The sequence below is a fragment of the Candidatus Hydrogenedens sp. genome (genome assembly GCA_035361075.1).
Lineage (GTDB): Bacteria > Hydrogenedentota > Hydrogenedentia > Hydrogenedentales > Hydrogenedentaceae > Hydrogenedens.
In genome coordinates this window covers 1-13048 of sequence record DAOSBX010000050.1, presented here as the reverse complement: position 1 = coordinate 13048, position 13048 = coordinate 1, and the positions used below count along the sequence as shown (strand labels likewise).

8 protein-coding genes, 1 tRNA gene and 1 riboswitch are annotated in these 13048 nt (G+C 40.7%); of the genes, 5 read left to right on the top strand and 4 right to left on the bottom strand.

What is annotated here, in order from left to right; translation table 11 throughout:
• The coding region (locus PLJ10_12260) for a DNA methylase (protein ID HOK10416.1) at positions 1-2112 on the top strand (2112 nt) is incomplete at its 5' end.
• Between the two features lie 172 nt (positions 2113-2284).
• Positions 2285-4822, top strand: coding sequence for a DUF499 domain-containing protein (locus PLJ10_12255; GenBank protein ID HOK10415.1), 2538 nt, complete (start codon positions 2285-2287; stop codon positions 4820-4822).
• 54 nt (positions 4823-4876) lie between these two features.
• Here PLJ10_12255 and PLJ10_12250 read toward each other — a convergent pair whose 3' ends face one another.
• Both PLJ10_12250 and PLJ10_12245 read right to left on the bottom strand, forming a co-directional pair.
• The gene (locus PLJ10_12250) at positions 4877-6961 is read right to left on the bottom strand and encodes a hypothetical protein (protein HOK10414.1); all 2085 of its coding nucleotides are present in this window, start codon (positions 6959-6961) and stop codon (positions 4877-4879) included.
• A gap of 202 nt (positions 6962-7163) precedes the next feature.
• Positions 7164-7240 (bottom strand) — tRNA-Met (locus PLJ10_12245).
• Positions 7241-7507: 267 nt separating this feature from the next.
• Here PLJ10_12245 and PLJ10_12240 point away from each other — a divergent pair.
• Positions 7508-8641 carry a hypothetical protein gene (locus PLJ10_12240; protein HOK10413.1) on the top strand — a complete coding sequence of 378 codons (1134 nt, stop codon included), beginning with the start codon at positions 7508-7510 and terminating at the stop codon, positions 8639-8641.
• A gap of 142 nt (positions 8642-8783) precedes the next feature.
• Here PLJ10_12240 and PLJ10_12235 read toward each other — a convergent pair whose 3' ends face one another.
• A complete protein-coding gene (locus PLJ10_12235; protein HOK10412.1) occupies positions 8784-9227 on the bottom strand; it encodes a hypothetical protein in 444 nt (147 codons plus the stop codon).
• 168 nt (positions 9228-9395) lie between these two features.
• Positions 9396-9647, bottom strand: a complete 252-nt coding sequence (locus PLJ10_12230; GenBank protein ID HOK10411.1) for a hypothetical protein — start codon at positions 9645-9647, stop codon at positions 9396-9398.
• A 119-nt stretch (positions 9648-9766) separates the two neighbouring features.
• Positions 9767-9968, top strand: a riboswitch (cobalamin riboswitch).
• Between the two features lie 133 nt (positions 9969-10101).
• Between PLJ10_12230 and PLJ10_12225 the strand changes: the two genes are divergently transcribed.
• Positions 10102-12213, top strand: a complete 2112-nt coding sequence (locus PLJ10_12225; GenBank protein ID HOK10410.1) for a thrombospondin type 3 repeat-containing protein — start codon at positions 10102-10104, stop codon at positions 12211-12213.
• Positions 12203-13048 (top strand): type II secretion system protein (locus PLJ10_12220; GenBank protein ID HOK10409.1); only part of this gene is annotated, 846 nt, incomplete at its 3' end. The genes PLJ10_12225 and PLJ10_12220, both read left to right, overlap by 11 nt.

Genomic DNA, 13048 nt, shown 5'->3' with positions numbered 1-13048 from the left:
TGGTTGGCTAAGAAGGATAGAAAGAAGATATCGTTGTATCCGGTGGTAGATAAGGAGAGGAATACGATTGAGTTTGGGATTGTAGAGAAGGATAAGGAAGGATGGCGGTTTATTGAGAAGCCCGATATTTTAAATTTGGATTTGCCGGTGGGTAGTTTTGATCCGGAAAAAGGGACTGTAGCCCGTGCGGTAGTAAGCTGTCCTGCGTGTGGTGCGGTGATAGATGATAAGACCACGAGGCAGTTGTTTCAGGAGGGGAAATCAAGCCAGCGGATGATAGCGGTGGTTTATTTAGCTGGTGAGGAAAACCGTACTTTGGGGAAAGGTGGAACAGAGAGGGGGAAACGGTATCGAATAGCCACAGAAGAAGATATGGAATTATATCTATGTGCGGAGAAGGCATTATCCCGAAAGGTGGAAGAATTGCGAGAGAAATGGGGTATGGAGCCCGTGCCTGATGAAAATATGGATAAGGGAGACCCTACGACTGTAGCTGGAAGAGGATATAAATTTGAAACATGGGGCGATTTATTTAATTCGAGGCAGAAGTTGAGTCTGATAACTTTTTGTGATGCGGTTCGCAGGGCGTATGAGGAAATGATTCAACTACAATATCCACCCGACTTTGCTAAAGCAGTGGTTAGCTACCTTGCATTAAATGTAAATAGATTAGTAGATAAAGGTGCAACATTATGCATTTGGTCTGTTTCTGATGAGTATTTAGCACATGTATTTGGAAGGCAGGCATTACCTATGACATGGGATTTTTTTGAATTTAATCCTTTTTCTGAAGTAACTGGCGATTGGAAGACAGCATTAGAATATATAAATAGAAGCTTATTGAACATTTCACAGATTTCAGATTTTCAGACTGTGGTTCCTGTTGTTAGTCATGCTTCTGCGACACAGCTTCCCTATCCGGATAATTATTTTGATGCGGTATTAACGGACCCACCTTATTATGATAATATTAGTTATGCGGCTTTATCTGATTTTTTCTATGTGTGGTTGAAACGGAGTATAGGTCATCTGTATCCGGAGTTGTTTATCACACCTCTTACACCTAAAAAAGGGGAGATAATCGCTAATGTCCCCTTACATAAGGACAAGGAGAAAGCAAAAAGGTTTTTTGAGGAGCAGTTAGGGTTATCGTTTAAGGAGATGTATCGGATATTGAAGCCGGATGGGATAGCGGTGATTGTGTATGCACATAAATCGACATCGGGCTGGGAAACGGTGATAAATGCATTGCTGGATTCGGGTTTGGTGGTAACGGCGTCCTGGCCAGTAAATACGGAGATGCAATCGCGATTAAATGCGAATGAGACGGCATCGTTGGCGTCGTCAATATATATTGTTGGGCGTAAGATGAAGCGGGAAGAGACGGGGTTTTATAATGAGGTTTTGGAAGAGTTGAAGCGGTATTTGAATCAGAAATTGGAGCGATTGTGGGATGAGGGGGTGAGTGGGTCGGACTTTTTTATTTCGGCGATAGGTGCGGGGATAGAGGTGTTTGGGAAGTATGAGAAGGTGATGAATTATGAGGGGGAGGTAATTCGTGCGGATGTAATGTTGGAGGAGATACGGAAGATAGCGACGGATTATGCGGTGCGTAAGATATTGCATAATGGTTTTGCAGGGGAGATAAGTGAGTTGACCCGATTTTATGTGTTGTATCGTTGGGAGTATGGAGAGGCACGGGTAGAATTTGACGAGGCACGGAAGCTGGCAACGAGTTGTGGTATAGACCTTACGGAGGAATGGTCGAAGCGGGGAAGTTTCATAAGAAAGGATAAGGAGTATGTGCGTGTACTGGGACCTGCGGAACGGGAAGGGGAAGAATTAAAAGGGGGGAAGGATTTGATAGATGTATTGCATCGTGTATTATTGTTGTGGGAAAAGGGTAAGCAGGAGGAGTTGTTGAAATTGTTGAAGGAGACGGGATATGGGAAGAGTGATGCGTTTTATCGTGTTGGGCAGGCAGTGGCGGAGTGTTTGCCGAATGAGAGTAAGGAGAAGAAGTTGTTGGAAGGATTTTTAACGGGTAAAGAAAGAGTTTTACGTGAAATAGATAAACTTGCAACAAAGCCAGAGCAAAGGGAATTGTTTTAAGGGATTGAGGTAGGGGGAGTGTATTTGTTCCTGGAGTGGTTATTTAGGGTTCAGGAGCAGGGATGCTCCCGCTACAATGGGTACTCTGGTTATATGTTGTAATGTAATTTATTATTTTATTTCTTTTTTTGTTAAAATTAAATGACAATATTAAAAAAAGGAGATGGTTTGGATGAAGGCATTTCATACTATAGCGAATCCTCATGCGGATATAGTTTCGGGTAGGTTGACAATGGATATTTTCGCGGCGGACCTCTGGCAGGTAGCGCATAATGAAGGGCCTACGGAATATCGAGATGCGGATTTGTTTTTTCAGAAGACATATGAAACAGAAGGATTAAAGAGTCTATTAAAGATAATACGAGGTCGGATAGAGGGCAAAGGTGGTGACCCTGTGATACAGTTGCAAACGCCATTTGGTGGAGGGAAGACGCATTCCTTGATTGCTATATATCATCGGGCGAGGAAGGAATGGGATGCAAAAACTGTGGTTATTGTAGGGACTAATTTGGAGGCAAGAACGACATTGTGGGGTTTGCTGGAAAGACAATTGATGGGTAAGAATGAATTGCTTACTGAGTTTACATCACCGGGGAAAGATAAATTGCGGAAATTGTTGGAGCCACAACAACCGTTGGTGATATTGATAGATGAGTTGCTGGAATATATGACGAAGGCGAGCGGATACAAAGTGGGTGAGAGTAATTTAGGAGGGCAAACATTGGCTTTTATTCAGGAATTGACGGAAACGGTCTCATCGTTAGAAAAGGTGTCGTTGGTAATTACTTTGCCGTCAAGCCATCTGGAGCATTACGATAATATATCGGAACAGATGTATGCTCAGTTGCAGAAGGTAACGGGGCGAATGGAAAAGATTTATACTCCGGTCCAGGATTCGGAAATAGCCAGTGTCATTCGTCAGAGGTTGTTTCGAAATATTGAAATGTCCGAAGTGAAGAAGGTAGTGAATGAGTTTATAAAATATGCGGAAAAGGAAGAGATTTTACCTTCGGGTGTAGAGATTACTCAGTATCGGGACCGTTTTTTAGCATCGTATCCCTTCATGCCGGAGGTGATAGATGTTCTGTATCATCGTTGGGGTAGTCTTCCTAATTTTCAACGGACGCGGGGTGTTTTGCGATTATTGGCTCTTGTTGTAGGGGCCTTAATTAAAGAAAAGGTTCCGTATATTAGTGTTGCTGATTTTCCATTAATGAAGCATGAGGTGCGGGAGGAATTACTTCGATATTGTGGAAGTGAGTTTAATAGTGTAATAGCACAGGACATTACGGATTATAATTCTGGGAGTGAGAGAATTAATCGTGAGTCGGGAAGTATGTATAAGAATTTAAAGCTGGGAACGAGAACTGCAACAACTATTTTTATGTATTCTTTTTCAGGTGGCGAGGAAAGGGGTGCGACGTTGAGTGAAATTAAACGGTGTTCGACGACTATAGGAAATCCTTCGAGTGCGGTTACGGAGGCGATAGAACAATTAAAGAATAAGTTGTTTTATATTCAGTATCATGGGGGCAAATATTATTTTTCTAATAAACCGAATATAAATAGGATTTTATTAACTAAAAAGGAAAATGTCCAGGATTCTGATATTCAAGAGATGGAACGAGAGTTGCTTTTGAGAAACACGAAACACGATAAGTTAAGGGTATATATATGGGAGAGAAATCCATCTAATATTCCGGATACTAATGAGATGAAACTGGTAATTTTGCCGTGGGAAGATAAAGATGTTATTTTGAATATGATACAGAAAAAAGGGGCCAGTCCACGGGTAAATTGTAATACGGTATTTTTCCTTTTTCCGATGGAAAGTGAGCGAGAGATGTTTAAGAATGTTATTCGGGAATACAAGGCGCATAAATCTATATTGGAAGATATGACATTGCAAATTTCGGATGAGCAGAAGAAGAATATACAGAGTAAAGTAAAGGAGATGGACAAGGAATTGGTAGAAACGATACGGAGGTTATATCGTCAGGTAGGAATCCCTACTAAGGAAGGATATAAGATTGATGATTTGGGGATTGCAACCCATGGTAATGTGCAGAGTATTGTTGCGGAGGTGTATGAAAGACTGCGGTCGCAGGGGGAGATATTAGAACGAATCGCGCCAATAGTTGTAAAAGAGCGTTATTTGAAAGGAAAGGACTATGTGATAACAGAACAGATATTGAATGCATCGTATCGGGTACCTGGAGAGTCAAGATTGTTATCGAAGTCCGTTCTGGAAGATGCTATTAAGGAAGGGGTGAGTAAGGGCATGTTTGGTTTGGGGGAATTATCCGGTGATAAGGCTGTCTGTAGATATTTTAAGGAAGTACCGAATGTTTCCTTTGAGAATAATGAAGTGATTATTGCAGAGAATCATTGTGAACCACAAAAAAGAGGTGAAGAAAAATCTCAAGAACCTGTAGTTGTAAAGAATGGATTGGGCACATCATATTCAACAGAACAAATAATTGGTAAAGAGGCAATAGAGAGTAAGAGAGAGGACATATATGAAGAAGAACTTGAATTGAATTTTCCACTACCCAAGGGGAAGGTAAGCGATGTTATGCAAGTTATAAAGTTTATTGACGGGAAATTTAAAGAAGTGCAAATAATAGTTCGTGCCAGAGAGGGTAAGATAACAAGGCAAGAGCGTGAGAAAATTTATGAGGCTTTGAGGCAATTAGGGATAGAATTTTAATCGGATTAGTCGGACAGGTCGGACGAGGCGGAGGAGTCGGACAGGTGGGAGTACTTAAAATAGGGAGAGAGTGTCCCATTGGTTGGTGCCAGGGAGAAGGTTATTATTATCGGTGTGGTCGATGGGTTCGCCGTTATAGGGGACTTTGCCGAAGGATACATTTTTTGCGGGAGTATGAATAGGGCAGGCATGATTGAAGCGGGTAATTTTTTGCCATTGATTATCTGGGTTCAATATTTCGATTAGTCCTATGTGTTCTGTCCAGCGGACTCGCAATTGAATCCATTCGTTAGGATTAAATCCTTTGAATAGTTTTTGTTCGCTTCCGATGTCAAGTTGTATTAGTCCATCGCTACGGAGTCCAACCCTCAAGCGTGAGTCGTCTTCCCAACGGATTTGAACTGCTGGACCCCATGACATTCCGTTGTCAGTGCCTTGTCTTAAGCGAACAGTAAATCCCTGAATGATGTTGTCTAATGGACAGGTAATGTATGCGTATGTATGAGGCAAAGCGGAGATGGACATGATTCCACTTTGAACAGAGAAGGGATTGTTGTTCTGTGGGGAGATGTGTAATTCGCAGTCAGGTATGCTGTTGAATTCCTCAACGAAAATTGGTTTTTCCCATGAAGGTTCTTGAAGTAACATTTTCTCTTCGTTGGCTCTCTTCTTTGAGATGTTTGGTATTTCTTTTTGTCGTTCCATTGCTAATTGCTCAATTTCGTTACGAAGTTTTGGGGTGAGTTTGTTTCGATAGTGTGTTTTAAGCAGGTTCATCATTTCTTTATCTTGTAGCCAACCAACAATTGTATGAAGCCGACAGTTGGCTTTAAGGAGTCGGTCAATAGTATCTGCAGAGGGCTTATGAGGTCCATTGGTGCATAACACACCGATACTGTTGCTGGTGTTGTAACATGAGACGAAGTAGCGAAGATAATTAAAGTCTTTGTATAACGTGTCTTGTCCTTCACCTCGAAGGATAATGTCTATGTAGGCATCGGCTTGAGGCAGGAAACATTGTCCATTGCCAAGAGCCCATGTTGAATGCCATTCTAAAATGCCATTTTCACCTAATAGTTCTCGACTTTTTCTGGCAAGCATATATAATGGTGCGGGGTTGTCTGTGTATTGCCCGTCAAAATATAAACCATCGGGTTTGTATTCTTTCATCACTCGATAAATTTCTGACAAAAATAGGTCTATGTTTCTACCTGTAGCATCACCTGGTGGCCAACCTTTGAAATTTTCGAATGAATTCATGGCTTGTGATTCAAAGGGTGTGCCTTTTAAGAAATAGTATGGGCTTGTATAGACAATAAATCGTAGTCCGTGTTGATGGCAGGTATCTCGGACACGGGCAAATTCTGATTCGCCTAATCTCGGGATGAAAGCAAGGTTCCAGTCTTTCCATAGCATTACTTCTGATTGAAGCAGGATGATGTTTCCTTCCTTTGCCCATGATATTAATTCGGTGTCGGGAGGATAACCTAACTGATTTGACCAGTGCCAGACGATGTTATCATGAATGGAACGTTCCCAATTATATGGTTTTGGTGGACAGACACCTATCCATAACACAGCGTTGGGAGGAATGGTATATTTTGCGGTTGTCTCGCCGTAAGGATTGAACTCATCATCCGTCTCTTGTTCTGAGTAACATAGACCAAAACCACCATATTCATCAAAAATTACATGATTCGCTTTGTATGAGGCATGAAAACCGACATCGATTTTTTTGGATACTGTAACTGTAAGAGGTTTTAATGCCTGAAACATGAATAAAGAATCGCCGTTGATGCGAAGATTAAACTTATCATAAGATATAACAGCACGTCCAAGTGAATTAGCGATTATTTTTGGTGGAACTTCTATAACACCTGTCCCCAGTTTTATTGTAAGGACAGGACGAGGGTGTCCAATCCGTTGCTGAAAAGTTCCGTCACCAGTTGGGTTGAGTGAGAATTTCGCACCTGTAGTCTGTATAAATAATTTACCATTTACAATCTCTGCTTTTTCTACAAGCATTCCACATTGTGGGTCGGGAAATACATCGGGGTTCATCAAATCCTGAAATGTTGGTGGAGATGAGAATGTAAAAACGAGGGATAGAAGGAACCGTGCAATAATAAAATTCGTCATCGTTATTTCCTTGTTTAATGATACATTATAAATGTAATTAAATCATATTTTGCAAGGAAACAACGAATATCGTTAATAATAACGATTTTTTAATCAAACCTATTATAAACGTTAGATTATTGTTGAAACGTAAATGGGTCGATTATAGTTTATTGACACGAAAAAAGGACTCACACATTTGTGCAAGTCCTTTTAATTTCAATGGTAGCGGGGGCTGGATTCGAACCAGCGACCTTTGGGTTATGAGCCCAACGAGCTGCCAGACTGCTCCACCCCGCGACATATCGTATTATAAAGTGATTATATGATAATACTGTGGTTAAAATCAAATATATGATTTTTTTTATACAACGAATAATTTGGAGGGATTAGTTACTGAAAATATCTGTAATGTTAGAGGTTATTAAAAGGTAATAAACAATTTAGAACACGTATTACTTAAATTGTAGAGATTGAAATTTTTCTGTTATGCTGAATAGATGGGATTGGTAAACATTTATTATCAAATGATATATAAGTAGTAAGAAACTGAAACAGGAGATATATATGATTATTGTAATAAGTGCGATTATGATTATAGGTGCAATGTCAGATTCGTATCTACTGCGGACAGCAGATGCCCTTGACCGAGCACAGGAAGATATCCCTGCAATGGTGCAGGCAGGGGAAATGGTAGCAAAAAGAATTGTCGCAGGTGGGGAACTTTATGCTGGTGGAAATCCAGCTCTGGTAAGCGAGATAACGGGTCGGGCTGGAGGATTGATGCTTACTGCTATCTTACCAGAGACGATTACTATGGATAACGACGCCGTACTGTTTTTCGCAGATGCAGAACATCCAGTACCAGAAGCTATATCAACGTCAGGGGCATGTTGGGTCGTTTTTGGTGTTACTCATCCTATTCCAGGAGCAATGACATTGTTGATGTGTGACTATGGTCTTTCTCCAACACTAACGATGGCAATTTATGCGTGGATGTTTACTGGTGAATTGGTATCTGCATGTTCGCGGTTGGGAAAAATGCCAGTGCTGTTTGAAAGCATTGGACTCTATGGAGGTATACCACGAATGCAGAAGTATCAGGGCAATCGAATTTTTTGGCATGATACACATAATGTTTCGCCAATTCCGCCTGGGGTTCTCGCAAAGGATTATGCGATGCGTGTTTCTGCAATGCTACGACGTTGTGAGTCGCGTCATCGTTTGGATTTCGACACAGTAGGTAGATGGGTGGCTGAGGCAAAAAGAGCAGGTCGCACACTCACAATGTATAGCATGGGACATCTTTTCCCGGATGAAGTTAGTAAAACTGCTATAGGCAGTTTGTTTCGGTCTGAGGTATGGAATGCTGGCTTTAGTTATATTCCCGAACCGAAGGATGTTTATTCTGCGGGGGATGTGGTGATTCACATCGGTTATCAACATCCGCCACGGAATATGCTTGAACGAGCCAAAACTGCGGGTGCCAAGGCTGTGTATGTAGCACCGTATATGGACCGTGACTTTCCAACAGACAAAGATACAGTATGGATTGACCCCATGTGGCCATTTGGAGATGCCTGTGTTCCAATAGCAGGGTATGATGTACCAGCGTTAGCATCGAGTGGGGTAGTCAATTCAGCAATTGCATGGGAATTGTATCGCGTATCATGTGCACAAAGTGAAAAATTAACGCAGTAGGTTATAACATTATGAAAAGAAACGAAGTACAAAATTAATTTAAATACATGTAATAATAGATACGCTTATTCCTATTAAGGTGCATGTGAAATTTGCCTCTTCCCTACCGGCTTTTTTCTATTTGGAGATTAAAAAAATCTGCTTAGTTACAGAAATATTTTTTAAATGTTTCAGGATTGTCGAGTAGGTCAATTTCTTTCTCTTTGAATCGGGAGACTTCTTCTTTTGTAATGGGTCTTTTCTTCCCCGATTTACGGCTGTATTCTTCAATTCTATGTTCAGGTTGAAATGGCTCTACAGATTGGTCTGAATCAAACGAGGAAGTTTCTTCTTTTCTGGGTTTAAAAAATTCCTCTACCCGTTCTTCAATAAAATTGCTAAATACTTCCGCTACATGTCTTTTCTTTTCATCCATTGTGCCTTCTAAAATAATTTTACTGTCTAATGGTAATGTGGTGCCATTAAATAGAGCAACCATTCCTTTGCATTGCGGACAAGGTCCAATTAATATTGTTCCTAAGGGAGGTAGAACAATTCTACCTTGTGCTCCACAATGTGGGCAACGGACGTCCATGAAAGATAACATAGTATAAATCCTTATAATCACATTTTAATAAATACAATCACTATCATTGATATTATAGCATATCTCACAAAATTTTGCCAAATTTTCGGGATAAAATTTTATTCCCTTTATAAACGGATTTGAGATTCTTTTTGTTACTATAATTGTAAGATATTGGTAGATAGATACTTATGATATTTTTATATATCGGTTAATGGAAAAATCTTCATTGAAGAAGTAGCTATAATCAATACAGTCAATTAGATAAATTGTTTTGTCTTGCATATTTTTTGTTTTTAGATAAAGTTCCGCAGTTTTTACTACTTCATCATAATTTCCCCAGAAACATATATCCTTATCATCAATATTAAAAATCCATAAACCGATGGCTTTACTTGGCGGTGTTTGTTGTCCTTGATATTTACTTAAATCCAATGGCATGTTCACTCCTTCGCTAATTTGTTCTATAAATATAATACCATATTTTTTGAAAAAAGTTTTTGTTATTTGATTTTTTTTTATATTTTATGTTATTAATAATATATAAAGTTTAAGTAGAAATAAATCGCTCTGTTGCCGGTCACCCGAAGTTGTATACAGGGTGCTAAGAGGGAATCCGGTGCGAAGCCGGAACTGCCCCGCAGCGGTGAGCAGGAACGAACAGCTCGTTATGGCACTGGACATAGGTCTGGGAAGCCGAGCCAAGTAGGTTTGTGTTTGTGCCTGCAAGTCCGAAGACCTGCCGGTTACTGTCCGATTTGAGCGAACAGACTGAGGTCTCGCGGGAAGGCTGATGTCTGGCAGTCCTTGTAAATAAGGGCTGAACAATCTTCCTTCCAGTGTTTAATCCTCCGTCTGTAGCCTGAATTGTTTTTTTTGAAAGGCTATAGATGCGATGTTAAAAAGAATAAAATATTTTTTATTAATCACCCTATTATTTAATGTTATAGCGGTATATTCCTATGCTACGGATGACCCATGGGCGGATGAAGTAGTAGCCTATTTTGGCAAGAATCAGAATGTAGGTTTTACAAATCCACAATTGGTTTTAGGTTCACCAATGGGGTTTGGAGCAAGTTTGCCTGCATTAAATGGAATTTATTCTATTGGCACACCAGGTGAACCTCAAGAAAGTTACCTTGTTGTTAAATTTAAAACACCTGTGAAGGATGAAGCCCTAAATCCGATGGGGTTGGACTGTATTGTTTATTCAAATGCATTTTGGGTTGGGGGAGATATGCGGAGAAAGTTTATTGAACCGGGACTGATTGAAATATCAAAGGATGAAAATAAGAATGGGTTACCCGATGATAAATGGTATGTTATCCCCGGAAGTAAAAACTTGAATCGCAATGTTTTCCCGCAGGGTTTAATGACAAATACTCCGCCATTTGTTGGGAGTGTTGTAACTTCAACCAGTAATGAAATCGTTTGGGGATATGCGGATACGAATCCTACTATGTTACCTTACCGAGATAATTATGTAAGACCCGATAATCCCTTTATAGTAGGTATTGATTTTGGAACCGGCGGAGGTGATGCATTTGATATTGCGTGGGCTGTGGATGAATCAGGGAACCCAGCAAATCTTGATGAATTTGATTTTATACGGGTTTCAACGATACCCAATATTCTTGACCCTGTGTATGGTTATTTCGCAACGGAAGTGATGGCATTTGCAGATGTTGCACCAGATATTGATACGGACGGTGATGGGATTCTTGATGAGTATGAAACACGGGTCTCAGGGACAGACCCAAACCGACCTGAAAGCACGGTGTTCCCTCTGGAAGTCCCAATGGAGTGGGGAGGAAGTCCTGCAGGAACGGAATTAGGGACTGCATGCAATCAAAATGGTACGCTTTGTGTATCTTTATTTTCTTCAGGTAGTAGGACGGGGACAAGAGATTACAATTGTAATGTAGAGTTGCAGACAGTCTCCGACCCATCAACAGTGGGTGTGTCAGGATTAATAAAAGGGGGGGTATTTGTTCAATTTATCTCTTCTATTAATGATTTTCAATCCGCACAGGTTGCATTACCAAAGATAACCGTCCAATATACTGCAGGACAGATTGAAGGATTGGATGAATCCGCTTTGAGTGTTTATCGTTGGAATGGAACAGAATGGACAAATGCGAATGTCAATGTCGTAGATAGAGATCTTGTGAATAATAAGATAGGATTTCAGACACAATATACAGGGATATTGGGTATCTTTTCAGTAGCAGGGGAGGGCGATATTAATCCCGGTCAGGGACATATCCGTTTGGTAGCCAATCCAGCACAAACAAGAGTGGCAGGATATGGTGAGATGGTAAGAATTATTGGAGATGAAATTAAAGATGCAAATAATGTGCCTGTAGCTGATGGAACTATGTTCACGGTTAACTCTTTTTTACTAAATATACTGAATGGAGATGATGATACAGAGACCGAAGGTCTTCAGGTTGCGGTTAGAGATGGAGAATTGAATATTGAATTGGAGGCAGGGACCGTAGCAGGTAGAGGCAAAATCACCGTTCAGAGTTTAGATAATACGATACGAGGGGAAACCTTCATTGAAGTTTTACCTGGACTACCCGGCTATGTCCCGGATGTGTGGAATTTTGGGGCGGGAAGCAATTATTACAGTTTTATTTCTGATGAGATTTTCGATGTTTATGGGAATCCTGTTCAGTCGGGAGTAGTAACCGTTGATGTTGCGGGTGGAATTATTATAACGCGGGATGAACAACCTGCAGTAGAAGGACATCAGATACCCATCTTCCAGGGAAGAATTTATTTTGTTGTAAAACCTCTATCGGAGCGCAAAACTACACAATTGGAAATATGTATATATGACGAACCTCATGGAAATTTATTGATATGTCGCGAATTTGATATTGAACTTCAAGCCCTTCCTGTAGCAGGAAAATTTTTTAATATCTCTTTAATGTTAATCATAGTGGCGTTTTTGCTTATGAGGGGGAAGATGTGGCTAAAGGATACATATAATGTTCGTTGATAAACATAATAAATATATGGGATTTACTCTAATTGAACTGCTGGTTGTTATTGCCATCATTAGCATTCTTGCAATGATACTTCTCCCCGCATTATCACGAGCACGTGCTCAGGCAAGAAGTGTTTCATGTGTCAATAATCTGAGACAGTTATATTTAGCCAATACAATGTATGCCAGTGAAAACAACGGATATTATGTTCCCTCTGCATCGGATATGTATGATTTCTTATTGCCGGGTTCTGAACCGGACCATTTTGGGGGAAAATGCAGGTGGCATGGAAAACGAGAAACACCAAATCCGAATACACCTTTTGATTTTCGTAAAGGACCGCTTTTTGAATATGTCCCTGAAGGGAGAATCAAGGAATGCCCGGAATTTTTTGAGTATCGTCAGTTGGGCGAAGTTCCCAATGCATTCGAATCGGGTTCGGGGGGATATGGCTATAACATGGCGTATGTCGGCTCGATGTTGAGTATCGAACAAGACCCTGTAAAAGCGTGTAAATCGGGGATGCATGAACGAATGATTGAAAACCCGTCGGAGACGATTATGTTTGCAGATAGTGGCATGCCACAGAACGGATATATAGTGGAGTACAGTTTTGTAGAACCGCCCTTGATGGTTTCCGCAGATTATCCAAGGGGGCAGGAAGGAGTATTTATGTCGCCTTCGATACATTTTCGCCACTGGGGCAGGGCAAATGTATTATGGTGTGATGGACATATCACCTCAGAACGCTGGGGATGGGCAACGGAAGAAAATGTCTATGGTGCTATTAATCGTGCGTGGAATGTCGGCTGGTTCGGTCCCCAAAACAACTACTACTTCGACTGG

Coding starts and splice junctions, on each gene's coding strand:
- PLJ10_12255 (HOK10415.1), top strand. CDS start 2,285: ATGAAGGCATTTCATACTATAGCGAATCCTCATGCGGATATAGTTTCG.
- PLJ10_12230 (HOK10411.1), bottom strand. CDS start 9,647: ATGCCATTGGATTTAAGTAAATATCAAGGACAACAAACACCGCCAAGT.
- PLJ10_12225 (HOK10410.1), top strand. CDS start 10,102: ATGTTAAAAAGAATAAAATATTTTTTATTAATCACCCTATTATTTAAT.
- PLJ10_12240 (HOK10413.1), top strand. CDS start 7,508: ATGATTATTGTAATAAGTGCGATTATGATTATAGGTGCAATGTCAGAT.
- PLJ10_12250 (HOK10414.1), bottom strand. CDS start 6,961: ATGACGAATTTTATTATTGCACGGTTCCTTCTATCCCTCGTTTTTACA.
- PLJ10_12235 (HOK10412.1), bottom strand. CDS start 9,227: ATGTTATCTTTCATGGACGTCCGTTGCCCACATTGTGGAGCACAAGGT.